26 protein-coding genes and 1 pseudogene are annotated in these 22,649 nt (G+C 69.8%); 10 read left to right on the top strand and 17 right to left on the bottom strand.

Translation table 11 applies throughout. The annotated features are described in order from the left end of the window. Positions 1 to 17 precede the first annotated feature (17 nt). Positions 18 to 1,112, top strand: a complete 1,095-nt coding sequence (locus FM051_RS24645) for a glycoside hydrolase family 76 protein (protein ID WP_158847237.1) — start codon at positions 18 to 20, stop codon at positions 1,110 to 1,112. Here the strand turns inward: FM051_RS24645 and FM051_RS24640 are convergent. Beyond that, on the bottom strand, positions 1,093 to 1,863 hold the full coding sequence (locus tag FM051_RS24640) for a sugar phosphate isomerase/epimerase family protein (RefSeq protein ID WP_158847235.1): 771 nt from the start codon (positions 1,861 to 1,863) through the stop codon (positions 1,093 to 1,095). The two genes, FM051_RS24645 and FM051_RS24640, sit on opposite strands and share 20 nt — an antisense overlap. A gap of 109 nt (positions 1,864 to 1,972) precedes the next feature. Continuing rightward, the gene (locus tag FM051_RS24635; protein WP_158847233.1) at positions 1,973 to 2,929 is read right to left on the bottom strand and encodes a LacI family DNA-binding transcriptional regulator; all 957 of its coding nucleotides are present in this window, start codon (positions 2,927 to 2,929) and stop codon (positions 1,973 to 1,975) included. A 77-nt stretch (positions 2,930 to 3,006) separates the two neighbouring features. On the opposite strand from FM051_RS24635, the gene FM051_RS24630 reads away from it, so the two are divergent. Together FM051_RS24630 and FM051_RS24625 are read left to right on the top strand one after the other, a co-directional pair. Further along, positions 3,007 to 3,861 (top strand): PfkB family carbohydrate kinase, encoded by an 855-nt coding sequence (locus FM051_RS24630; protein ID WP_162470742.1) that lies wholly within the window; start codon positions 3,007 to 3,009, stop codon positions 3,859 to 3,861. After that, the gene (locus FM051_RS24625) at positions 3,843 to 4,478 is read left to right on the top strand and encodes a nucleoside/nucleotide kinase family protein (RefSeq protein WP_238412624.1); all 636 of its coding nucleotides are present in this window, start codon (positions 3,843 to 3,845) and stop codon (positions 4,476 to 4,478) included. The genes FM051_RS24630 and FM051_RS24625 overlap by 19 nt, the downstream gene beginning before the upstream one ends. Positions 4,479 to 4,498: 20 nt before the next feature. Here FM051_RS24625 and FM051_RS24620 read toward each other — a convergent pair whose 3' ends face one another. Continuing rightward, positions 4,499 to 5,164: a DedA family protein gene (locus FM051_RS24620; RefSeq protein WP_158847229.1), complete on the bottom strand. Its 666-nt coding sequence runs from the start codon at positions 5,162 to 5,164 to the stop codon at positions 4,499 to 4,501. Between the two features lie 192 nt (positions 5,165 to 5,356). On the opposite strand from FM051_RS24620, the gene FM051_RS24615 reads away from it, so the two are divergent. After that, entirely contained in the window at positions 5,357 to 6,733 is a 1,377-nt protein-coding gene (locus FM051_RS24615) for an FAD-binding oxidoreductase (RefSeq protein ID WP_158847227.1), read from the top strand. Between the two features lie 6 nt (positions 6,734 to 6,739). Here FM051_RS24615 and FM051_RS24610 read toward each other — a convergent pair whose 3' ends face one another. The 6 genes from FM051_RS24610 to FM051_RS24585 all read right to left on the bottom strand — a co-directional run bounded on the left by FM051_RS24610 (position 6,740) and on the right by FM051_RS24585 (position 11,645). Next, entirely contained in the window at positions 6,740 to 7,468 is a 729-nt protein-coding gene (locus FM051_RS24610; protein ID WP_158847225.1) for a DedA family protein, read from the bottom strand. A gap of 19 nt (positions 7,469 to 7,487) precedes the next feature. Further along, complete coding sequence (locus tag FM051_RS24605; protein WP_158847223.1) at positions 7,488 to 7,673, bottom strand: hypothetical protein; 186 nt, start codon at positions 7,671 to 7,673, stop codon at positions 7,488 to 7,490. Between the two features lie 116 nt (positions 7,674 to 7,789). Next, the gene (gene nagA, locus FM051_RS24600) at positions 7,790 to 8,980 is read right to left on the bottom strand and encodes an N-acetylglucosamine-6-phosphate deacetylase (RefSeq protein WP_158847221.1); all 1,191 of its coding nucleotides are present in this window, start codon (positions 8,978 to 8,980) and stop codon (positions 7,790 to 7,792) included. Then, complete coding sequence (locus FM051_RS24595) at positions 8,977 to 9,882, bottom strand: ROK family protein (protein WP_238412623.1); 906 nt, start codon at positions 9,880 to 9,882, stop codon at positions 8,977 to 8,979. Before FM051_RS24595 ends, nagA begins: the two co-directional genes overlap by 4 nt. A gap of 509 nt (positions 9,883 to 10,391) precedes the next feature. Continuing rightward, positions 10,392 to 10,997 (bottom strand): sugar O-acetyltransferase, encoded by a 606-nt coding sequence (locus tag FM051_RS24590; protein ID WP_158847219.1) that lies wholly within the window; start codon positions 10,995 to 10,997, stop codon positions 10,392 to 10,394. Positions 10,998 to 11,066: 69 nt separating this feature from the next. Further along, on the bottom strand, positions 11,067 to 11,645 hold the full coding sequence (locus FM051_RS24585; protein WP_158847217.1) for a SigE family RNA polymerase sigma factor: 579 nt from the start codon (positions 11,643 to 11,645) through the stop codon (positions 11,067 to 11,069). A gap of 66 nt (positions 11,646 to 11,711) precedes the next feature. On the opposite strand from FM051_RS24585, the gene FM051_RS24580 reads away from it, so the two are divergent. Continuing rightward, a complete protein-coding gene (locus FM051_RS24580; protein WP_158847215.1) occupies positions 11,712 to 11,990 on the top strand; it encodes a YciI family protein in 279 nt (92 codons plus the stop codon). Here FM051_RS24580 and FM051_RS24575 read toward each other — a convergent pair. After that, complete coding sequence (locus tag FM051_RS24575; protein ID WP_158847213.1) at positions 11,987 to 12,868, bottom strand: SDR family oxidoreductase; 882 nt, start codon at positions 12,866 to 12,868, stop codon at positions 11,987 to 11,989. The two genes, FM051_RS24580 and FM051_RS24575, sit on opposite strands and share 4 nt — an antisense overlap. A gap of 36 nt (positions 12,869 to 12,904) precedes the next feature. Then, a complete protein-coding gene (locus tag FM051_RS24570) occupies positions 12,905 to 13,837 on the bottom strand; it encodes an aldo/keto reductase (RefSeq protein WP_158847211.1) in 933 nt (310 codons plus the stop codon). A 109-nt stretch (positions 13,838 to 13,946) separates the two neighbouring features. Here FM051_RS24570 and FM051_RS24565 point away from each other — a divergent pair, with 109 nt between their 5' ends. Continuing rightward, positions 13,947 to 14,771, top strand: coding sequence for an LLM class F420-dependent oxidoreductase (locus FM051_RS24565; RefSeq protein WP_158847209.1), 825 nt, complete (start codon positions 13,947 to 13,949; stop codon positions 14,769 to 14,771). Here the strand turns inward: FM051_RS24565 and FM051_RS53260 are convergent, their stop codons facing one another. Continuing rightward, on the bottom strand, positions 14,772 to 14,891 hold the full coding sequence (locus FM051_RS53260) for a DUF427 domain-containing protein (protein ID WP_274383710.1): 120 nt from the start codon (positions 14,889 to 14,891) through the stop codon (positions 14,772 to 14,774). A gap of 97 nt (positions 14,892 to 14,988) precedes the next feature. After that, positions 14,989 to 15,057: pseudogene (locus FM051_RS53255) on the bottom strand (DUF427 domain-containing protein); the annotation flags it as partial. A gap of 94 nt (positions 15,058 to 15,151) precedes the next feature. Between FM051_RS53255 and fbaA the strand changes: the two are divergent. Then, positions 15,152 to 16,186 carry a class II fructose-bisphosphate aldolase gene (gene fbaA, locus FM051_RS24555; protein ID WP_158847207.1) on the top strand — a complete coding sequence of 345 codons (1,035 nt, stop codon included), beginning with the start codon at positions 15,152 to 15,154 and terminating at the stop codon, positions 16,184 to 16,186. 67 nt (positions 16,187 to 16,253) lie between these two features. On the opposite strand, the gene FM051_RS24550 is transcribed toward fbaA, so the two are convergent. Then, positions 16,254 to 17,372 carry a hypothetical protein gene (locus FM051_RS24550; protein ID WP_158847205.1) on the bottom strand — a complete coding sequence of 373 codons (1,119 nt, stop codon included), beginning with the start codon at positions 17,370 to 17,372 and terminating at the stop codon, positions 16,254 to 16,256. Between the two features lie 289 nt (positions 17,373 to 17,661). On the opposite strand from FM051_RS24550, the gene FM051_RS24545 reads away from it, so the two are divergent. Together FM051_RS24545 and FM051_RS24540 are read left to right on the top strand one after the other, a co-directional pair. Further along, the gene (locus FM051_RS24545; RefSeq protein ID WP_158847203.1) at positions 17,662 to 18,069 is read left to right on the top strand and encodes a DUF3151 domain-containing protein; all 408 of its coding nucleotides are present in this window, start codon (positions 17,662 to 17,664) and stop codon (positions 18,067 to 18,069) included. Between the two features lie 4 nt (positions 18,070 to 18,073). Then, entirely contained in the window at positions 18,074 to 19,156 is a 1,083-nt protein-coding gene (locus FM051_RS24540; protein WP_158847201.1) for an FUSC family protein, read from the top strand. Between the two features lie 180 nt (positions 19,157 to 19,336). Here FM051_RS24540 and FM051_RS24535 read toward each other — a convergent pair whose 3' ends face one another. The 3 genes from FM051_RS24535 to FM051_RS24525 all read right to left on the bottom strand — a co-directional run bounded on the left by FM051_RS24535 (position 19,337) and on the right by FM051_RS24525 (position 21,015). Next, positions 19,337 to 19,585, bottom strand: a complete 249-nt coding sequence (locus tag FM051_RS24535; protein ID WP_158847199.1) for a hypothetical protein — start codon at positions 19,583 to 19,585, stop codon at positions 19,337 to 19,339. Positions 19,586 to 19,591: 6 nt separating this feature from the next. Next, positions 19,592 to 20,233, bottom strand: coding sequence for an HNH endonuclease family protein (locus FM051_RS24530; RefSeq protein ID WP_158847197.1), 642 nt, complete (start codon positions 20,231 to 20,233; stop codon positions 19,592 to 19,594). Positions 20,234 to 20,346: 113 nt separating this feature from the next. After that, positions 20,347 to 21,015 (bottom strand): hypothetical protein, encoded by a 669-nt coding sequence (locus tag FM051_RS24525; RefSeq protein WP_158847195.1) that lies wholly within the window; start codon positions 21,013 to 21,015, stop codon positions 20,347 to 20,349. A 95-nt stretch (positions 21,016 to 21,110) separates the two neighbouring features. On the opposite strand from FM051_RS24525, the gene FM051_RS24520 reads away from it, so the two are divergent. Next, complete coding sequence (locus FM051_RS24520; RefSeq protein WP_158847193.1) at positions 21,111 to 22,400, top strand: adenylosuccinate synthase; 1,290 nt, start codon at positions 21,111 to 21,113, stop codon at positions 22,398 to 22,400. The last annotated feature ends 249 nt before the right edge of the window (positions 22,401 to 22,649 follow it).

The following is a 22,649-nucleotide window of genomic DNA, read 5'->3' as shown; positions in this document are numbered from 1 at the left end:
GCGGGCAGGCTGGTGGGGTGACTGCGCCGAACCCCCTCGCCGCGCGTGCCGGTGCCGCCGAACGCGCGGTCGAGTCCCGGCACCTGCGCCGGGTCTGGGGAGTGCCGGGCACGGTCCTCGGCGCGGTCGGGTGGCCGCTCGACTGGTCCGGCCGGCTGCACGTCCGGTTCAGCTACTGGTGGCAGGCGCACCTGCTCGACTGCGTCCTCGACGCCCAGCTGCGCTCACCGCGGGAAGCGCGGGTGGCGTTGGTGCGCGGGCTCGTGCGCGGTATCCGGGTGCGGAACCTGGTCGGCTGGACCAACGACTACTACGACGACGTGGCGTGGCTCGGGCTGGCGCTGCTCCGCGCCGAGCGGGAAGTCGGGATCGCCAGGCCCAAGGCCGTCGCCGCCGTCGCCGACCGGCTGCGCGCCGGGTGGACCGACCACGCGGGCGGCGGTATCTGGTGGAAGCGCGACGACGACTTCAAGAACGTCCCGGCCAACGGTCCGGCGGCGATCTTCTTCGCGAGGTTGGGTGAGGAGGACGATCGCGGCCGGGCGCGGTCCACTGTGGACTGGATCGAGGGTTGCCTGGTGGACGAGGAGACCGGGCTGCTGTGGGACGGGCTGCACGTCCACCCCGACGGCTCGATCCGTGAGATCGAGAAGAACGTCTACACCTACTGCCAAGGTGTGGTGCTGGGGGCGTGTGTGGAGCTGGGCTCTGACCGCGACCAGGACGTCCGCTACCGGGACACGGCCGCGCGGATCGTCAACGCCGTCGACGAGCACCTCGCCACCGACGGCGTCCTGCGCGGGCACGGCGGCGGTGACGGCGGGCTGTTCAGCGGCATCCTCACCCGCTACCTGGCGCAGGCCGCGCTGCGGCTCGACCGGCCGGAAGCGGCGCGTGCGGCGGACCTCGTGTTCAGCTCGGCCGACGCGGTGTGGGCGAACCGGACCTCGGTGGACGGTGGGCCGCTGTTCGGCCCGGAGTGGACGAAGCCGGCGGTCAGGCCGTCCGGGCGCGCGCCGGAACGCGACCTGTCCGTCCAACTGGGAGGGTGGATGGCGTTGGAGGCCGCGGCGTTGTTGGAGCGCAACGGGATCACGCCGTCACGGAGCTGAGCCACCCCAGCAACGTCGCGGCGTCGGCGCGGAAGGCGTCCGGTGAATCGCCGGTCACGAACTCCAGCAACGCGTACCGGTCCACGCCGTCCCGGCCCAGCTCCCGCAGCACGGGCAGCCACAGGTCTTCGCGCGCCGCCAGCGGCAGCCGGTCCGACCAGCCGCCCGGACCCCACGAGAACACGTGCGCGGTCGTCAGCATCGGCAGCAGCGTCCGGACCTCCTCGACCGCGTCCGACACGTCCTGCGCGCCGCCCGGCTGCCAGTACGGCACCACCGACCCGTGCCCGATCTCCGCGAAGAGGCGGGTGGCGGATTCCAACGTGTCGGTCAACGTGTCCGGGTGGTACTCCAACGCCACCCGCACCCCCGCCGTCTCGGCCGCGACGGCCGCCGTGCGGATCGCGTCGACCACGGCCGCGCGCTGTGCCGGTGACGTCGTGGCCGAACCGGTCGTGCCCGCCCACACCCGGATCTGCGGCGCGCCCAGCTCCACCGCGGTCGCCAGGACGGCGTCCCACTCGGCCGGGTCCGTCGTGCCGGCCCGGTAGTACGAGCCGTAGGAGGAGGTGGTCAACCCGGCGTCCGCACACCGCTGCCGCGCGTCCCGTGCCGCCGCCAGGTCGTTCAGCGGCACGTGGATGTCGCCACCCCACTCGACGGCCCAGACACCGCACTCGCGCGCGAGGGCCACCACTTCGGGGACGGACAACGCGCGGAAGGTCACCGAGACCAGGCCGGGGATCAGCACGTCGGACACGTTACTGGGGACGGCTGGGGATTGGTGAGCGTGTTTGGTGCGGTTTGGGGGGTTGGGCAGGGGTAGTGGCGGGGATCAGTGGCAGGGGTCAACGGCAGGGTTAGTGGCAGCCGCAGGACTGGCGGTGTCGCAGCGTCGGCGGCAGCCGGATCGTCTCCGGCGGCCGGGTCGGGTCCGAGATGCGGGCCAGCAGCAGCCGCACCGCCGTGCGCCCGATCTCCTCCACCGGCTGCGCCATCGCGGTCAACGGCGGGTCGACCAGTTCGGCCCACTCGACCTCGTCGTAGGTCACCAGCGCCAGCTCCGACCCGATCCGCACGCCGCGCGCGCGAGCCGTGTGCAGCACGTCCATCAGCACCTGGTGGTCGCTCACCACCACACCCGAGACGCGACCGAGCAGCGGGTCCAGCGACGGCCGCACCAGGTCCTCGTCCCACGCCAGCCCCGCCCGGCCCAGGCCGAGGCGGTAGCCGAGCACGCGTTCGTCCGTGGTGGCCAGACCGGGCGGGCCGGACACCAGGCCGATCCGCCGGTGCCCCAGTTCGGCCAGGTGCCGGACCAGGGTGGACGTGGCCTGCACGTTCTCCGGGCCGACCTGGTCGACGTCCTGCGCCACGGTCAGCCGGTCCACCAGCACGGTCGGCACGCCGAGCCGGCGCAGCTCGGGCAACGAGGCCGAGGCGGACGTCGGCGTGAGCAGCACACCGTCCACCCGCCGTGAGCGCAGCATCCGCACCGCGGCCTGCTCGGACTCGGCGGTGTCGCGGGTGTCGATCAGCACCAGCGTGTAACCCGCCCTGGTGGCCTCGCCCTCGATCGCCGCGATCAGCTCGGCGAAGTACGGGTGCGACACGAGCGACACGGCGAGGCCGAGCGACTTCGTGCCGCCCGTGACGAGCGAGCGCGCGATGGCGTCGCCGGTGTACCCCGTCTCCTCGATCGCCTTGAGCACCCGTTCCTTGGTGTCGGCGGCGACCGACCTGGTCTCGTTGATCACGTGTGAGACCGTGGTGATGGAGACGCCGGCGAGACTGGCGACCTCCCGCATGGTGACCATGGACTCGTCCCCGTTCGGGCTTGCGCAAGCGATTGCGTGGGGACTTTACCGGGTAAGAGGGGTGTGCCGTGGTTTCTGTGTTGTGTGTCGGGTTGACGACCGTTGACGTCAGCCAGCGGGTGGCCGAGTTTCCCGTCCCTGGGCAGAAGGTGCAGTCGTTGGGCGTGCACCTGGCGCCCGGTGGTCCGGCCGCGAACGCGGCGCGTGCGGTGGCGGCTCTGGGGCACCGGGCGGTGCTGCTGACCGCGTTGGGCGGTGAGCTGGGGGAGTTCGCGCGGTCCCGGTTGGACCCGGTGGAGGTGCACTCGGTCGGGACCGGTGGTCCGGCGTTGAGCATGGTCGCGGTGCGGGAGCGTGACGGGGAGCGGACGGTGATCTCCCGCAACGCGGTGGAGTTCGACCTGGCCGGGTCCGAGGTGGCCGGGGTCGGCGCGGCGGACGTTGTGGACCCGGCGCTGGTCGAGGCGGCCGATGTGGTGCTGGTGGACGGTCACCTCGGGCCGCTGGCGTTGGCGGCAGCACGCGTGGCGAGGCGCACGGGTGTGCCTGTGGTGTTGGACGCGGGTAGCTGGAAACCTGTGCTGGACGACCTGCTGCCCCTCGTGGACGTCGCCGCCTGCTCGGCCGCCTTCGAGCTGTCCGAGTCCGAGGTGCACGCCCGCGGTGTGCCGCTGGTGATCCGGACCCACGGCCCGCATCCCGTCACCTGGTCGCGTGGTGGTGTGACCGGCGGGCAACCGGTACCTGTTGTCGAGGTGCGTGACACCAACGGCGCGGGCGACGTGTGGCACGGTGCGCTGGCGGTCGCGGTCGCCCGGGGCATGGCGGTGGACGATGCCGTCCGCTGGGCGAACGAGGTCGCCGCGGTGCGCGTGCGCCACACCGCGTGGGACTGGGTGGAGGAGCTGGAGCGGTGGCGGGACAGCGGGTGAAGTTCGACGAGCTGGTCGACCGGGCACGGCTGCTGGTGGACACCGGCGAGCGCAAGCTCCTCGGCATCAGCGGCGCGCCGGGGTCGGGCAAGTCGACGTTGGCGCGCCGGCTGGTCGAGGCGCTGGGCGACGACGCGGTGCTGGTCGGGATGGACGGCTTCCACCTGGCCCAGTGCGAGCTGGAACGCCTGGACATCGCCGACCGGAAGGGCGCGCCGGACACGTTCGACATCCCGGGGTACGTCGACCTGCTGGGCAGGTTGAAGGCGTGCGGGCCGGACGTGGTGTACGCGCCGGAGTTCCGCCGGGAGATCGAGGAGCCGATCGCGTGCGCGGTGCCGGTCGACCCGTCCGTGCCACTGGTCGTCACCGAGGGCAACTACCTGCTGATGCAGTACGACAAGTGGAAGCGCGTGCGGGTCGTGCTGGACGAGGCGTGGTTCCTGCTGATCGACGAGGACCTGCGGGTGGCGCGGCTGATCGACCGGCACGTCCGGTACGGGCGGTCGGTGGAGGACGCGCGCGAACGCGTGCTGCGCGGCACCGACCACGTGAACGCGCTCATGGTGAACGCGTCCAAGGCCACCGCGGACCTGCTGATCACCGAGGTGCTGTGACCGGCGTGGGCCGGTGACGGCTATGGGGTGATGGTGGCCTCTTCGTCGACCGGCTTCTTCATCTCCTGCCGGTAGCGGTAGATGCCGTAGCCGGTGCCGCCGACGAAGAACGCGATGCTGACGACCACCGCGACCGTCTCCAGCCACGGCACGGCGGACAGCAGGCCCGCGCCGTAGTAGCCGGCCAGCACCAGCGTCGGCACCCACGCGATCGCGCCGATGGTCGTGGCGAGCATGAACCGCTTCGGGTCCATCCGCGCCGCGCCGGCGATCATCGGGGCCAGCGTGCGCACCCACGGGATCCAGCGGGCCAGCACGATGGCCCAGAAGCCCCGTCGGTCGAGGAAGTCGCGGGCCTTGGCGAGGTTCTCCTTGTTGAGCACCTTGCCGCCGCGGCGGGCCAGCAGACGCGTGCCGGTGTGCCGGCCGATGTAGTAGCCGATCTGGTTGCCGACGACGGCCACGGCGAGCGCGACCCCCGACAGCAGCCAGGCGGACAACTCGCTGTCGTGCGACGCGAGCACCACACCGGCGGCGAACAGCAACGAGTCGCCGGGCAGGAAGAGGCCGAAGATGAACGCGCATTCGAAGAATATGAAGCTCAGCGTGATCAACCACACGGCCAACGGCCCTGCGGAATCGAGTTCGACGAATGCGACAGCTTCGGACGTTGCGGACAACACCACGACCGCAGCCTACGTGGGACCGCGGTGTCGACTGGGCGACATGGGGATAACGCGTTGCCGAAGGCTTGGGGGTGTGGCGGATCGTATGCGAACCGTGTGCGGACTGTAAGCGGACGGTGTGCGAACCGTTGCGGATCGTGTCCGGTTGAACACGTGCTGGAGTGATCAACGGTGGAGGGTTAGCGTGGACGGATGGAGTCCCTGCTCGCCGAACTCCGCTCCGCCGTCGGCGCCGACGCGGTGCTGACGGACGTCGATGTCACTGCGAGTTACCAGCGCGACATGATGCCGTTGGCGCCCTACGGGCAGCCGCTGGCGGTCGTGCTGCCGACGTCCGCCGAGCAGGTGCAGGCGGTAGTGCGGGCCTGTGCCGCCGCCAGGACGCCGATCGTGCCCCGCGGGGCCGGCAGCGGGCTGTCGGGAGCGGCGAACGCCGTGGATGGCTGTGTGGTGCTGGTCACCACGAAGATGAACGCGATCGTGGAGATCGATCCGGACAACCGGTTGGCCGTGGTGGAGCCGGGGGTGGTGAACCTCGACCTGCGCGGTGCGGTGGAGAAGCACGGGCTGTTCTACCCACCGGATCCGTCCAGCTACGACTGGTGCACGATCGGGGGGAACCTGTCCACGAACGCCGGTGGGCTGTGCTGCGTGAAGTACGGCGTGACCACGGATTCGGTGTTGGGGCTGGACGTGGTGCTCGCGGACGGTGAGCTGCTGCGCACCGGTCGGCGGACCGTCAAAGGGGTGGCCGGGTACGACCTGACCAAGCTGTTCATCGGCAGCGAGGGCACGTTGGGCGTGATCACCCGGGCGACCCTGGCGTTGCGGCCGTTGCCGCAGGCCCCGGCGACGTTGGTGGCCGCGTTCAACAGCACGGCGGACGCGGGTGCGGCGGTGAGCCGGGTGGTCACCGAGGGCATCGTGCCGTCGTTGATGGAGATCATGGACCGGACGTCGATCCGGGCGGTCGAGCAGTACCTGAAGACGGATCTGAACGCGGACGCGGCGCTGCTGCTCTGCCAGTCCGACTCGGGTGGTGAGGCGGGACGGCGGGAGCTGGCCGCGATCGAGCAGGCGTGCGTGGCGGCGGGGGCCGAGCTGGTTTATGCGACCGAGGATCTGGGTGAAGGGCGTGACCTGCTGACGGCGCGGCGGGCGGTGCTCACGGCGTTGGAGGTCTACGGGGCGTGGTTGACCGATGACGTGTGCGTGCCGCGGACCAAGATCGCGGATCTGATCGCCGCGTGCGAGCGGATCAGCGAGTCGGTCGGGCTGCGGATCGCGGTGGTCGGGCACGCCGGTGACGGCAACATGCACCCGACGATCGTCTACGACCCGTCGTCGGCGGACGAGTTCGCGCGGGCGCAGCGGGCGTTCGACGAGATCCTGGGGGTGGGGCTGTCGCTCGGCGGGACCATCACCGGGGAGCACGGGGTCGGCAAGATCAAGCGCGAGTGGTTGGCGCGGGAGATCGGGCCGGTGGGTATGAGGGTGCACCGGGAGATCAAGCGTGCGTTGGACCCGGGGAACCTGTTCAACCCCGGGTCGATGTTCCGGGTCGAGTGACGTCCCTCAGTCGATGCGCTTGATCTGCTGGGTCTCGTCCGACAGGTCCATGACCTGCGTGATGTCGCTTGCCTCCTGGGCGGGGAGGGCCTTCTTCTCGCGCCTGGCCTTGATGACCTCGATGATGATCGGGACGACCGAGATCAGCACGATCAGGATCAGCATCATCTCGAGGTTGTCGCGCACGAACTCGATCTGGCCGAGGAAGTAGCCCAGGACCGTGAGGCCCGCGGCCCACGCGATGCCGCCGATCAGGGAGTACGTGAAGTACTTGCGGGGGTCCATCCGGCCCACGCCCGCCATGGCGGTGATGAACGTGCGCACGATCGGGACGAACCGGGCCATCACGATCGCGCGGGCGCCGTACTTGTCGAAGAACTCGTGCGTCTTGTCGACGTACTCCTTCTTGAAGATCTTCGACTCGGGTTTGTTGAACAGCGCCGGTCCGGCCCGGTGGCCGATCCAGTAGCCGACCACGTTGCCCACCAGCGCGCACACGGTGAGCAGCACGCACACCAGCCACAGCGGGTACTCCAGCACGCCGGTGGCCACGAACAGGCCCGCGGTGAACAGGAGTGAGTCGCCGGGGAGGAAGAAGCCCACCAAGAGGCCGCACTCCGCGAAGACGATGAAGCACAGGCCGATGAGCATGTAGGGCCCGAGTCCTTGGAGGAGCTTCGTCGGGTCCAGCCAGTCGGGGCCGAGGGCAATCGTGGAGGTGAGCGCGACCGTCACGGCGACAACGGTACAGGCATTACCTGAGCGTCATTACCGCCACGACTGTGCCGGCGGCCAGCCCGAGGAGCACGGCGAGCAACAGCACCCAGCCCACGCCCAGGGACCGGCGGGGTGGCTCGGCGGGCGTGTAGGGGTGCGCGCCGGAGCTGGTGGCCTGGGCGCGCAAGGCGTCGGCCACCAGCTTCTCGTGGTCTTCGGGCACGTTGTCAGTCTTTCACCAACACGGGTGGTGTCGGCGTGGGTTGACGCGGGTTGGTGTGGGCCGGGGGTGGGTGTCGGCCGCGGGGGGTGGTGTGGGTTTGGCGTGGTTGGCGCGGGTCAGTCCTTCACCCACGCGCCCCGGAACATCACCTCGCGCGGCTTCAGGTCGGCGTCGAGCACGACGATGTCGGCGGCCAGGCCGGCGCGGAGTTCGCCGGTCTCGTCCTGCAGGCCGAGCAGGCGGGCCGGGCGGGTGGAGGTGGCGTGCACGGCCTCCTGGATGGTGAGGCCGCACGAGTGCACGGCGTTGCGGAACGCGGCGTCCATGGTGAGCGTGCTGCCCGCGAGGGCCGCGCCACCGGCGAGCGTCGGCACGCCGTCGACGACCCTGACTTCGAGGCCGCCCACGTCGTAGACGCCGTCGCCCACGCCGGCCGCGGCGATGGCGTCGGTGACCAGGACGGTGCGGTTCAGGCCCGCGTGTCGGGCGGCGAGACGGACCGCGGTCGGGTGCAGGTGCACGAGGTCGCAGATCAGCTCGACGGTGACGCGTTCGTCGTCCAGGAGGGCGCCGATCGGGCCTGGTTCGCGGTGGTGCAGTGGGCGCATGCCGTTGAACAGGTGGGTGGCGACGGTCGCGCCCGCTTCCACGGCCGGTCGGATCTGGGCTTCGGTGGCGTCGGTGTGGCCGATCGCGGCCAGGACGCCGTTGCCGACCAGGTGGCGGACGGCGTCCACGCCGTGTTCCAGCTCGGGCGCGATGGTGATCATGCGGACGGTGTTGGTGTTGGTGCCTGAGTTGCCGGCGTTGCCTGCGTTGCCGGCGTCCAGGAGTTTGTCGATGGACGCCCGGTCCGGTGGGCAGAGGATGGCCGGGTCGTGCGCGCCGCAGCGTGCGGCGGACAGGAACGGGCCTTCCAGGTGGATGCCGGCGACGACGTTGTCCTGGACCAGTTCGGTCAGCGCCTTGACCTGGTCGGCCAGTTCCGGGATCGGCCTCGACACCAGGCTCGCGAGGAGCGTGGTGGTGCCGTGCCTGCGGTGCGCGTTCGCGGCCTTGATGACGCGGGCCGGGTCGGCGCTGGTGAACGCCTCACCCCCGCCACCGTGGCAGTGGATGTCCACGAAGCCCGGGACCAGCCAACTGTTGTTCACGTCCGTGGTCGGGCCGTCCGGCGCCACCCCCTCGCCGACGGCCGCGATCCGGCCGTCCCGGACCGCGACCCACCCCTGTTCGAGCACCCCGTCGGGCGTGACGACCCGACCACCGGTCAGGGTCACGTCCACGGGTCCACCCCACGTGCTCATTTCTCCTCCAGCATGTCGATGGCCAGCAGCGCGGCCCCGAGGCACCCGGCCTCGTCGCCCAACGCCGCCGGCCGCAGTTCCGGGCGCCGCTGGAACGTGATCAGCTGTTCCAGTCGTTCGCCCAGCGGGTCCGTCAGCAACGGGCCCGCCAGTGCCAGGCCTCCGCCCAGCACCACGGCTTCCGGTCCCAGCAATGCGGCTATCAGCAGGATGCCCTTCGCGAGGGCGTCGACGGCCTCTCGCCACACCGCCGCCGCGTCGGTGTCCCCCGTTGTGAGCAGCCTGGCGACGTCCGCGGCGCCGTTGACGGCGCGGTTGGTGCGGGCGGTGTAGCGGCGGGCGATCGCGGCGCTGCTCGCCCGCGCCTCGACGCAACCCGTCTGGCCGCAGTGGCACGGGTCGCCGTGGCCGATGTCGACGTGCCCGATCTCGCCGGGTGCGGTCGAGATCCGGCCGTCGAGGACCAGGGCGGCGGCTATGCCGGTGCCGATGGGCATGATCACGGCGTTGGTGAGGTCGCGCGCGTTGCCCTGGCGGAGTTCGGCCAGGCCGCCGGCTCGGACGTCGTGGCCGAAGGCGGTGGGGAGGTTGGTCGCTGCTCGGAGGTTGGTCTTGAACGGGTAGTTCTGCCAGCCGAGGTTCGTCGAGTAGACGCCGGTGCCGGTGGCCTCGTCCACGACGCCCGGGACGACCACGCCGACTGCTTCGATCGGGTGTTCGGAGGCGGCGCGCAGTTCGTTGACGAGGGTGGTGACGTCCTCGACCACGGCGTCGCCGGTGGGGCGGGTTTGGCGACGTTGCTGCTTGACCGGCTGGACCCCGGTGGGGGTGCCGGTGACCAGAGCGGCCTTGGTCTCGGTTCCGCCTACGTCTACGGCTATCACGTGTCTTGTGCGCGCCACGAGGACCGATAGTGCGGCATCCGACCCTCATTGGTCTATACCAAGTGTCGGATTGGGCTCGTCTGGGGCTGGCGTGGGGCTGGTCTGGGGCTGGCGTGGGGCCTGGTGTCGGGCTCGTTTGAGGCTGGTGGGGTGGGGTGGGGGTGGGGTGCCGGGGGCTTGGGGTGAGGCGGTTGGGCAGAGAGGGCTGGGTCGAGAGGGTTGGGGTGTGGGGCGAGGGTGCGGGGTACGGGAGCGGGAGGGCTGGGCGTGGGGGCGAGGTTGTCCACAGGGGCGGGTTTGTGAGGCGGAGTTGTCGGGCCCCTGTGGTTGGGTGTGTTGCGAGGGGGCCTCAATGCGGGGGTACCCCTGTGTGAAGATGCCTATAGGGCAAAGGTGAAAAGATTAAAAGAGCGCTCGCCGCGAGGCAGGCCGCCAAGAGATGAAAAGAAAGAGCTCTCGTGACGGCTATAAGCCGGCGCTTTGGCCGCTTGCACGTGAGCTTGACGTGTGAGGTGCGGTGTCGGGCGTTAGTCGACGGCGGCTGTTCGAGTGGTCAGATCGTCATCCGTGATGGGGCGGACTGCTTTGCAAGGCGTCCCGACCGCGACCACCATGGGCGGGATGTCCCTGCTGACGACGCTGCCGGCGCCGATGACCGATCCGTAACCGATGCGGACCCCCGGCAGGACGACGACGTTGCTGCCGATCCACACCTTGTCTTCGATGACGATCGGTTCCGAGAATCGCGCGAAGTCAACGCGACGCGCCGGGTGGACGGGGTGCCCCGTCGTCGTGAGCGTCACGTTGGGGGCGATCATGACGTCATCCCCGATGTGGATGTCGACATCGTCGACGAATGCGAGGTTGACGTTCCCGAAGAAGTCATTGCCGATGTGGACGTTGCTCCCGAAGCCGGCGCTGAACGGCGAATGCAGCACGGTGCGCTCTCCGACGGACCCGAGGATCGCGACGAGCAGCGACCTCCGCGTGTCGGCGTCGCTTGGCGGGGTTCGGTTGTACTCGAAGATGAGATCGGTTCGTCGCCGCGGAGCCTGGAACGCTGCCTCGGATTCGGTGTAGACGAGGCCTTGCCGTATTCGGGCCAAGACATCTTGCTCGTCGCTCCCCGGCACGTCAGCGTTCTCCCTCCGCACACAGGACCCGACCGGCAGGTGACTCGGTGGGGTCGATCCCGCATTGTCCTAGTTGCCGGCCATGATTTTCTGCAGGGCGTCCAGGGCGCGGCTGGCGGTGCTCTTGACGGTGCCCTTGCTGATGCCGGTGGCGTCTGCGATTTCCGCTTCCGACAGGTCGCCGTAGTAGCGGAGTACCAGGACTTCGCGTTGGCGGGGTGGCAACTGGGAGAGTGCTTTCACTACCGCCTGGTGTTCGGCGGTGAGCATGGCGAGGCTTTCCGCCGACCTCGCGTTGGCCACGTGGGGTGGGGTGTAGTCCCGGGCCGTCTTGCGCCGGCGCAGCACGCTGCGGGAGCCGTTGACGACCGCTGTCCTCAGGTAGCCGACGGCCGCCTGCGCGTCGCGCAGGTTGGACCAGTTCCGGTGCAGGCCGGTGAACGCTTCCTGCACCACGTCCTCCGCGGTCGAGGGCTCGTCGACCAGCAGGAGCGCCAGCCTGACCAACCGCATGCGGTGTTGGCGGTACAGGTCTTCCAGGGTCAGCGGGCCTGCCGGGGGCGGGGCCGCGCCGTCCTGGATCCGCAGGTTCGTCAGCGTGTCCTGCACACGCGCGATGCCGCCGCTGTTCTGATCCGGACCGACCACGGAAAAGACGTTACCTCGTCACGGGGTAGCTTCGGCGCGTCGCTGCACAACAGAGGGGGCTTTTCAATGGCTCGGTTCGCGGTCGAGTTGGTGTACGGGGACAACGAGGGCGAGCGGTTGGCGGTTCGGCCCGCGCACCGCGAGTACCTGGCGACGCTGGTGGAGCGGGGTGTGCTGCTCGTGTCGGGGCCGTGGGCCGACCAGACCGGAGCCCTGTTGGTCTACGAGGCGGCGGACGAGGACGAGTTGCGAAAAATTCTCGCGGACGACCCCTACACGGCCGCCGGCGTGGTGGCCGAGACCCGGGTGCACGAGTGGCAGACGTTGATGGGCGTCTGGGCCTAGTTCTTGCGGGCGGCGGCGCCGCCGGGGCCCACGAGGCCGGACAGGTCGTTGATCGCCATCTCGTGGTCGGCGGCGGGTACTGATTTGGCTGCCTGGAGGTCGACCACGCGTGGCGTGAAGGCGCGGAAGACCTTCAGGCCGCCGACCCAGCCGGGGACGTGCACGGCCTTGGACCGGCGGGTGATGGCGCGGACCACCGCTTTGCCGACGGTGGAGACCGGGTACTTCTTGCCCGCCAGGCCGGGCATGGCGGTGCGCAGCGGGCCGAAGACGGGGTGTTCGTCGGCGCTGTCGACCATGTCGGTGGAGATCCAGGAGAAGTAGGCGACGCCCACGTCGACGCCGAGGTGGCGGACTTCGGCGCGGAGGCTGTCCGCGAACGCCTCGCAGCCCGCCTTGGCCGCCGAGTAGGCCGCGTTGCCCGGGATGTGGACGATCGCGGCCAGGGATGAGACGACCAGGCAGTAGCCGCGGCCGGCGATGATGTGCGGCAGGCAGGTTCGCACCGTGCGCCAGACGCCCAGCAGGTTGACCTCGATGACGCGCTCGAAGGCGGTCGGGTCCATCGAGCGGACGAAGCCCGTGGCGGCGATGCCGGCGTTGGCCACTACGACGTCGATGCCCCCGTAGTGGTCGACTACGCCGTTCACGGCGGTTTCGAGGGCTTCCCAGTCGGTGACGTCGGCTTCCCACGCTTTGCCGTCGCACTGTTCGGCGACTTGGCGTAGCTGGTCGCCTTCCAGGCCCACCAGGGCGAGTTTCGCGCCCTTGGCGGCCAGGCGGCGGGCTACTTCCGCGCCGATGCCCCTGGCCGCGCCGGTGATCAGGACGACCTTGCCCGCAACGTCCACGGTGACCTCCTCAGGCTGGGAGGTCACCGTAACGCAACTTACCGCCAGTAAGCTACTGGGGAGTTAAACTGTGCTGGCGGTGGTGAGGGTGGCGATCTCGTCGGCCTTCAGTTCGAGGTCGAGGGCCGGGAGCAGGTCCGCGAGCTGGTCGGTGGTGCGTGCCGACGCGATGGGCGCGGCGACGGTGGGCTGCTCCGCGAGCCATGCGAGTGCGACCGCTGACTGGGTCGTGTCGTGGCTTTCGGCGATGTCGTCCAGTGCTTTGAGGACGCGCAGGCCGCGTTCGTCCAGGTACTTCGAGGCGGCGGCGGCCCGTGCGCTCTCGACCGTGACGCCCGGCCGGTACTTGCCGGTCAGGAAGCCCTTCGCGAGGGACCAGTACGGGGCGGAGGAGAGGCCGTTGGCGGCGACCGCGGTGGAGAGTTCGCCCTCGTAGGAGCGGTCCACGAGGTTGTACTCCTGCTGGAGCGCGACGAACTTGGCGAAGCCCTCGCGTTCGGAGACGGCGAGCGCGGACGTGAGGCGGTCGGCCGTGTAGTTGGACGCGGCGATGTGGCGGACCTTGCCGGAGGTGACCAGGCGGTCGAGGGCGGCGAGGGTCTCTTCCTGGGGCGTGGCCGGGTCGTCGCGGTGCGCGTAGTACAGGTCGACGTGGTCCACGCCGAGGCGGCGCAGGGAGTCCTCGGCGGCGCGTTCGACGGTGGCGGCCTTGAGGTTGTCGAGGCCCTCGAGCATGCCGACCTTGGTCGCGACGACGATCTCGTCACGGTTGCCGCGGCTCTTGAGCCACTTGCCGATGATCGTCTCGGATTCGCCCCCGCTGTTGCCCTCGGCCCAGGCGGAGTACGCGTCGGCGGTGTCCACGAAGTTGCCGCCGGCCTGCGCGTACCCGTCCAGCACGGCGAACGAGGTCTCCTCGTCGGCGGTCCAGCCGAAGACGTTGCCGCCGAGGCACAGGCGCGACACCTCGAGGTCGCTGGTTCCCAGTTTCGTCATGCCACGAACCTACGTGCGGTGGTTCGTTCACGTCGACAGGAGAAGTCAGGACTAAAAGGTGGCGCGGCGTGGTTGCCAGTCGACAGCACCTATTTCGCGGGGAGACGAAATGACCGTCGAGTTGGGCAAGTACGGCGTGTGGGGTCCGGCCGCGCACTGGGCGGGGCGCGGCGAGGACGCGGCGGAACTCGAAGGGCTCGGCTTCGGTGCGCTCTGGCTGGGCGGATCGCCCGACGGCAGCGTCATGGGCACGGTCTCCGCGCTCCTGGACGCCACCGAGAAGATCACCGTGGCCACCGGCATCATGAACGTCTGGACGACTCCCGCCGCCGAGGTCAACGACGGCTACCGGGCGCTCGCGTGGACCGACCGGTTCCTGGTCGGCATCGGCGTCGGGCATCGCGAGATCGTGGGTGAGGTGTATCACAGCCCTTACCAGAAGCTGGTCCACTACCTGGACGAGCTGGACGTCCCGCGTGACCGCTTGGCGCTGGCCGCGCTCGGACCGCGGGTGCTCCGGCTCGCCGCGGCGCGGACCAGTGTCGCCCACCCGTACCTGGTGACGCCCGAGTACACGGCGCGGGCGCGCGAGGCGGTCGGCGCGGGCGTGCTGCTGGCGCCGGAGCAGCACGTGGTGCTGGAGGAGGACCCGTCACGGGCCCGTGAGCTGGGGCGGAAGGCGTTGGAGCTGTACCTGGGGCTGCCGAACCACACCAGGAACTGGCTGCGGCACGGGTTCAGCGAGGACGACCTGCTCGGCGGCGGCAGCGACCGGCTGGTGGACGCGCTGGTGGCGTGGGGCCCGGTCGAACGGGTCGCGCGGCGCCTGCGCGAACACCACGAGGCGGGCGCCGACCACGTGGCCGTCCAGGTGGTCGGCGCCACCGATGACCAGCGGGCGCTGCGCGATATCGCGGCCGCGGTCGAGGACTAGCTAGTCGGACACCTCGACGCCGTTCCAGAAGGCGACGTGACCCTTGATGCCGGCCGCGGCCCGCTTCGGCTCCGCGTAGTACCACACGGCGTCGGGGTTCTCTTCGCCGTCGACGTGCAGGGTGTAGTAGTTCGCCGTTGCCCTTCCAGGGACAGACCGTCGTCGTTTCCGACGGCCTCAGGTACTGGACCCGCACGGACTCCAGGGGGAAGTGGTGATTCCCCTCCGCCACCTCGGTCTTCTCGCTCTCGGCGATGACCTCGCCGTTCCACCGTGCGATCGCCATGGGACCACTATGCCGGTGATCAACTTTCGCCGGCGGGCGGTGGCCGTAGGATGCTGCCGACACCGCGTTCCGGGCACCCGAGGAGGACCCACAGATGCCCATCGCAACTCCCGAGGTCTACGGGGAGATGCTCGACCGCGCGAAGGCGAACGAGTTCGCCTACCCCGCGATCAACGTCACCTCGTCCGAGACCCTCAACGCGGCACTGCGCGGCTTCGCGGAGGCCGAGAGCGACGGGATCATCCAGGTCTCGACCGGTGGTGCCGAGTTCGCCTCGGGCACCAAGGTCAAGGACATGGTGACCGGCGCGGTCGCGCTGGCGGAGTTCGCGCACGTGGTCGCCGAGAAGTACCCGGTGAACATCGCGCTGCACACCGACCACTGCCCGAAGGACAAGCTGGACGGCTACGTCCGGCCGCTCATCGCGATCAGCCAGGAGCGCGTGGACCGCGGCCTCAACCCGCTGTTCCAGTCGCACATGTGGGACGGCTCGGCCGTGCCGCTGGACGAGAACCTGAAGATCGCTTCGGAGCTGCTCGACCTCACCGCCAAGGCGCGGATCATCCTCGAGATCGAGGTTGGCGTCGTCGGCGGCGAAGAGGACGGCGTCGCGCACGAGATCAACGAGAAGCTGTACACCTCGCCCGAGGACTACCTCAAGACGGTCGAGGCGCTGGGCGCCGGCGAGAAGGGCCGCTACCTGGTGGCGGCGACGTTCGGCAACGTGCACGGCGTGTACAAGCCGGGCAACGTGAAGCTGCGCCCGGAGATCCTCAAGCAGGGTCAGGACGTGGTGGCCGAGAAGCTGGGCCTGCCGGCCGGCTCCAAGCCGTTCGACCTGGTCTTCCACGGCGGCTCCGGCTCGCTGCTGGAGGAGATCCACGAGGCCGTGTCGTACGGCGTGATCAAGATGAACATCGACACGGACACGCAGTACGCGTTCACCCGGCCGATCGTGGGTCACATGTTCACCAACTACGACGGCGTGCTCAAGGTGGACGGCGAGGTCGGCAACAAGAAGGCCTACGACCCGCGCTCCTACCTCAAGGCCGCCGAGCAGGGCATGGCCGCCCGCATCGCCCAGGCGTGCGAGCACCTGAAGTCGTCCGGTCGCATGATCGCCGGCTGAGTTCTCCAGGCGTGTGAAACGGCCCCCTCCTCGGTTTCGGAGGGGGCCGTTTCACGTGGTCGGCGGATCAGACTGTGACGAGTGGGCGGCGGAGGGCTTGTCGCGCCCTGATCCGGTCGGCGGCTGTCCACAGGGCGGCCAGCACGACGAACGTCACCGCCGCCGACGGGTAGAGGATCGGGGGGCCGGCGTCCAGCGCCTGCTGCACCCAGATCCCGCCGTAACCGAGTCCGGTGACGGCGGCCGAGCCGACGATCGCGGCCACCGGCGCGGGTACCCGGTCGAGGTGGGCCGCGTCCACGGCGAGGCCGACGAGCAGCAGGAACACCGGCACGGCGGACAGCGGGAAGTCGGCGCCCGCGAGCAGCGGCCAGATCAGCAGGCGGTAGGCGACGTAGCCGCCTGCCACCGCGGTCGCGGCCCACCGGGTGCCGATCGTGCGCCGCGCGATGACCAGCACGAGGGCCGCCGCGACCAGGCCCCACACCGGGTAGACCCAGTCCGGGATGGGCAGGGAGAACTGGACGATCGACTCGCGGTCCACCGGGCGGCCGATCTGGTCGGCGGCGAACTGGAGCAGGATCGGTTCGGCGTACGGGTCGCCCCGGTCCCACGAGGCGATCTCCAGCACGCCGTACTCCTGGTGCTGGTTGGGGAACCAGACGTTCTCCAGGAAGAAGAACCACAGCCCGGCCAGGCCGAACACCTGCCACCGGCCCGCCGGGTAGAGCTTGATCCAGCCCCGGATCGCGCCCGCGAGCATGACCGCGGTGCCCAGGTACAGCAGGGCGTGCGACCCGCTCCACGACGTGATGTCCAGGCCGTTGAGCCGGTGGTTGATCAGGTCGATGGGCAGCGCGACCAGGAAGATGCCGGTGCCCCACTGCATCAGCCGCAGCGCGGTCTTGTCCGCGCCGTAGCCGGTGTAGGTGTGGAAGAGCGTCAACCCGACCACGATCACCGTGCCCACCGTGTTGATCAGGTGCGGTGGCGCCAGCTCGTCGCGCAGCCATTTGAAGTGCCAGGCCACGTCCCACGAAGAGCCGATCAGCTTGAGCAGCAGGCCGACGAGCCAGAGCTTGTAGAGCGCGGCGACGAGAGCCGGCGGTGTCTCGCGCCCCGGCTCGCCCCGCTCCCAGTACTGGTCGCGGAAACGCGCGACGCGATTGCTTACCCCCGTGTTCACCCGCCAATGATGCGTCTCGGCTGGTGTCGCAGGAAGGGTGACCCTCCCTGGTCTTTCCCGGGTTGTCCCCTAGGGGAGGGTGATGACCAGCGTGTTTACCTTCTAGTTCATGCAAACGGGTGAGTTGCGTTGCCCTGAATGGCCGTACACGGCAGTGTGCGCTCCTGAGAGTTCGCTGAGAACCCGAGGAGCACTTTCATGGGCAAGAAGGTCGTGGCCGGTGTCATCGTCGCCGCGCTGGTGCTGGCACTGGTCGCTGCCGTGGCGCGGGTATTCCTAAGCTGACCGCATGGAAAACCTGCTCGGTCCCGAACCCACGTTGCTGCCGGACCGCCCGGAGGCGCAGGCCGCCGCCGAGGCGGGCACCGACCCGGCCAAGATCGTCCGCGCCTACCCCGACTTCAGCGAGGCGTGGGCGCTGCTCGCCGAGCGGGCGTTGCAGACCGGCGACCCCGTCGCCGGCTACGCCTACGCCCGCACCGGCTACCACCGCGGCCTCGACCAGCTGCGCCGCTCGGGCTGGAAGGGCCACGGCCCGGTGCCCTGGTCGCACCGCGGCAACCAGGGCTTCCTGCGCGCGTTGGCGGCGCTGGCGCGGGCCGCCGACGAGATCGGCGAGACCGAGGAGTACGAGCGCTGCAAGAAGTTCCTCGGTGACAGCGACCCCGCGGCGCCTGCGGCTCTCGGCCTGAGCTGAGCACGTGGGAGCCGTGCGCGAGGAGGTGGCGCGCAGGCTGAAGCGGTGGCAGAGCACGGCTCTGCCGATCGCGCAGACTGCGCTCGCCGCCGGTTTGTCCTGGCTGGTCGCCACCGAGGTGGTCGGCCACGCGCACCCGTTCTTCGCGCCGATCGCCGCGGTCGTCTGCCTCGGGGTGTCACTGGGGCAGCGGCTGCGGCGGGTCGTGGAACTGGTCGTCGGTGTGTCCGTCGGTGTCGGCGTCGGTGACGTGCTGATCTCGCTGATCGGCTCGGGGCCGTGGCAGATCGCGCTGGTGGTGGGCCTGGCCATGTCCACCACCGTGTTGCTGGACGGTGGCGCGGTGATCTCGCTCCAGGCCGGCTCGTCGGCGGTGCTGGTCGCCACCCTGCTGCCGCCGAGTGAGGGCGGTGGGCTGGACCGGATGGTGGACGCGCTGGTCGGCGGCCTGGTCGGGCTCGCGGTGACGGCGTTGCTGCCGGCGAACCCGCTGACCGTGGCGCACCGGCAGGCGAAGGCGGTGTTCGGCGAGCTGACCGAGGCGTTGCGCGGTGTGGCGACGGCGGTGGCCGACCACGACGCCGTGCAGGCCGCCGGGGTGCTGGCGCGTCTGCGGTCCAGCCAGAACGCGGTGGACCAGTTCACGTCGGCGTTGAAGACCGGCGGTGAGATCGCCACGATCGCGCCGATCCGCTGGCGAAGTCGGGACGAGTTGGGCCGGTACGAGAGGGCCGCCGCACCGGTGGACTACGCCCTGCGCAACACCAGGGTGCTGGCCCGGCGGGCGTTGGCGGCGTTGCGGGACGGCGAGCGGATGCCGGACGTGCTGCCCGACGTGCTGCGGCGGTACGCGGACGCGGTGGAGGTGCTGCGCGCCGAGCTGGGGCGCGGTGACGAGCCGAAACAGGCGCGTGCGGCGGTCCGCGACGCGGCGGCTTCGGCCACCGCGCACCAGTTGGGCGGCGAGGGTTTCTCCACGAAGGTGGTGCTCGCCCAGGTCCGCTCGGTGGCGGTGGACCTGCTCCAGGCCACCGGTTTGTCGCGGGCGGAGGCGGTCGAGTCGTTGCCGCCCCTGACGCGGCGTTGAATTGCCGCTGCTCCGCAGACGGCGGGCTCGGTCGCCCGGCTGTGCCCCATGGTGCCGCTCCGCGGCGGGCAGGTCGTTCGCGCCTGATTTTCCGACGATCGAAAGCGTGATCGCCGGAAAATGAGGCGCGAACGACCGACGCGGCCTCGCGTGGTGGTCCGGTCGCCGGCCAAGAGAAAACTAACCCTGTGGCCGGTTCAGCACGCCGAGCAGGACGGCGTGCACCGCGTCGTGGTCACGCGGGTCGGCCAGCCGGCACGAGGCGCCGGTGATGGCGTACCACTCCTCCGCACCCTCGTAGCGCACCGTCGCCTTCAGCACGCCGTCGACCAGCGTGGTGCGCAGTTCGAGGTCTCCGGTCACCACGCCGACCTCGTCGGTCATGACGCCGCCGGGGCCTGCCACGAAGGGGGAGGAGCGGTCAGCCATCGGTTATCAGCACCTTCCGAGCATGCTTTGCAAGGCAGACTTCTCCGCGGAGTCCACCCGCAAACCCCACTGGTACTTCGAGTGGATCCACATCTTGGCGTACGTGCACCAGTACGAGGTCAGCGGCGGCTTCCACTCGGCCGGGTCCTGGTCGCCCTTGGACTGGTTCACGTTGTCGGTGACGGCGATGAGTTGCGGGTTGGTCAGGTCGTTGGCGAAGGACTGCCGCCGGGACGTGGTCCAGGAGGACGCGCCGGAGCGCCACGCCTCAGCCAGTGCCACCACGTGGTCGATGTCGATGTCGGACGCCAGCGTCCACGTCGCGCCGTCGTACGGGCTGTACCAGCGGCCGGACGTGGCCGCGCAGCTGGAGTCGGTGACCACGTTCGTGCCGTCGCGCTTGAGCACGGTCTCCCGGGTGTTGCAGGTGCCCGAGACGGTGCTCCAGTGCGGGAACAGGTCCCGCGAGTAGCCCGTGGTCGAACCTTCGGCGGCCACGGTCAGTGCGTTCAGTTCCGACTGGGCAGTGGCGAGACTGGGGATGTTCGGTGGCGTGGCCTGGGCAGGGGTGACCAGGCCGACTGCGAGCACACCAGCCAGGAGCAGGGAAAAGATCGAGAATCGCGCGGTTTTGTTGACCGTTGACATTAATTCCGACCTTCCTGGTTTGGAAGCTGTCGGAATTACCTTGGGTCAATTCCCCTGCTGTTACAACGCTTTCGAGTGACGGCTGAATGGCGGTCGAGAAAATTCCTCAGTCATTACAACCCCCGGACCAACCGCAGATCCTCCGTGTGGCGGTACCAGGTCCACTTGCCCATCGGTCGGGGGTGTGGGATGCCGTCGGAGTCGACCTGCACCGGCAGGCAGCCGAGCTGGAACGCGCGCGCGTGCGTGCTGGTCACCTTGCGGCCGAACAGCCGCTTGTTGATGACGTGCACGACGAGCCCGAGTCCGCCCTCCGGGTCCGGCGTGACCTCCAGCCGGGTCGCCTGGCCGCGCAGCACGACCGTGTCGTCGCCGTAGCCGACGCCGCGCACCGGGCCGAGCGAGCCGAGGCCGACGAGCACGCCGCCGACGTCGTCCCGGATGAGCGGCACCCGGTCGGCGTCACCGGACAGGGCGAGGTCCAGCGCGCGGCCCGGGTCGGTCGGCAGGCCCCACAACTCGGCCGCCTCGGACTTCGGATCGACCGGCACGTACCCGACCGGCACGTCGGCCAGCCGGTCGGTCCGCAGCAGCCGCAACACCACGGCGTTGAGATCGGCATCCGTGCCGTGCACGACGAGACGTTTATCACTCGATTCGGCGAGGATCGCGTCGACCTCGGCTTTTCCCGGGCGTGCGGCCACTTGGCGCACATCGAAACGGTCACCGTCAGTGAGCAATGGCGACTGCGGGTTTCCGCAGGCCAGCACGATTCCGCGCACTATCATCTCCTGGTCTACCCTCGACAGCCGTTCACTGACGGCTCGGCCGTCGCAGGCATTCGGCTCTCTACCCGTCCAACCGCTTGGAGTTTCACATGCCGGCCGTCGTGCTGATCGGTGCCCAGTGGGGCGATGAGGGCAAGGGCAAGGCAACGGACCTGCTCGGTGACCGGGTGCAGTGGGTCGTCCGGTACCAGGGCGGCAACAACGCCGGGCACACCGTCGTGCTGCCCACCGGGCAGAAGTTCGCCCTGCACCTGATCCCCTCCGGAATCCTCTCCCCTGGCGTGACCAGCGTCATCGGCAACGGTGTCGTGGTCGACCCCGGCGTGCTGCTGGAGGAGCTGGCCGGTCTCGACGAGCAGGGCGTCGACACCAGCAAGCTGCTCATCTCCGCGGACGCGCACTTGATCATGCCGTACCACGTGGCGATCGATAAGGTCACCGAGCGGTACCTGGGCAAGGCCAAGATCGGCACCACCGGTCGCGGTATCGGCCCGTGCTACCAGGACAAGATCGCCCGCGTCGGCGTGCGCGCGCAGGACCTGCTGGACGAGAAGATCCTCCGGCAGAAGGTGGAAGCCGCGCTGGACTTCAAGAACCAGGTGCTGGTCAAGGTCTACAACCGCAAGGCGCTCGACCCCGAGCAGGTGGTGGACAGCGTGCTGGAGCACGGCGCCAAGTTCACCTCCCGGATCGCCGACACCCGGCTGCTGCTCAACGAGGCGCTGGAGCGCGGCGAGACGGTGCTGCTGGAGGGCTCGCAGGGCACGCTGCTCGACGTGGACCACGGCACCTACCCGTTCGTGACGTCGTCGAACCCGACCTCGGGCGGCGCGAGCGCCGGTTCCGGCATCGGGCCGACCCGGATCACCACGGTGATCGGCATCCTCAAGGCGTACACCACGCGCGTCGGCTCCGGCCCGTTCCCGACCGAGCTGAACGACGAGATGGGCGAGCACCTGCGCAAGACCGGTGGCGAGTTCGGCGTGACGACCGGGCGTTCCCGGCGCACCGGCTGGTTCGACGCGGTGATCGCCCGGTACGCGGCGCGGGTCAACGGCATCACCGACTACTTCCTGACCAAGCTGGACGTGCTGTCCGGCCTGGACAAGGTGCCGGTGTGCGTCGGCTACAAGATCGACGGCGAGCGGGTCGACGAGATGCCGATGTCGCAGACCGACGTGCACCACGCCGTGCCGGTGTACGAGGAGCTGCCGGGCTGGTTCGAGGACATCAGCCACTGCCGGACGTTCGAGGAGCTGCCCGCGAACGCTCGCGCGTACGTGGAGCACCTGGAGCAGATCTCCGGCGCCCGGATGTCCGCGATCGGCGTCGGCCCCGGCCGTGACCAGACGATCGTGCGCCACGACATGCTCGGCTGAACGCCAACCACCCCGCGAGGTCGCGTCGGCCGACTCCCCAGGCGACCGAGCCGCCGTCTGCGGAGCAGCGGCAGTCCAACACTGCCTCCGACGCCGAAGCAATCGGCGTCGGAGGCTTTTCATCATTCGGGACGCGTTGACTTCTTCCGGCGGCGCCACGAAAACTCGGACTCGCTGATCAGCGCGTCCGATGTCCGTTGTCCGCTGGGAGAAATCCGTGTCGGTTTCCACCGCGGGTGTTGTCGCGCG

Source organism: Saccharothrix deserti (genome assembly GCF_009769385.1).
Lineage (GTDB): Bacteria > Actinomycetota > Actinomycetes > Mycobacteriales > Pseudonocardiaceae > Actinosynnema > Actinosynnema deserti.
The sequence above is the reverse complement of the archived record's forward strand: the minus strand, read 5'-3'. Positions and strand labels throughout refer to the sequence as shown.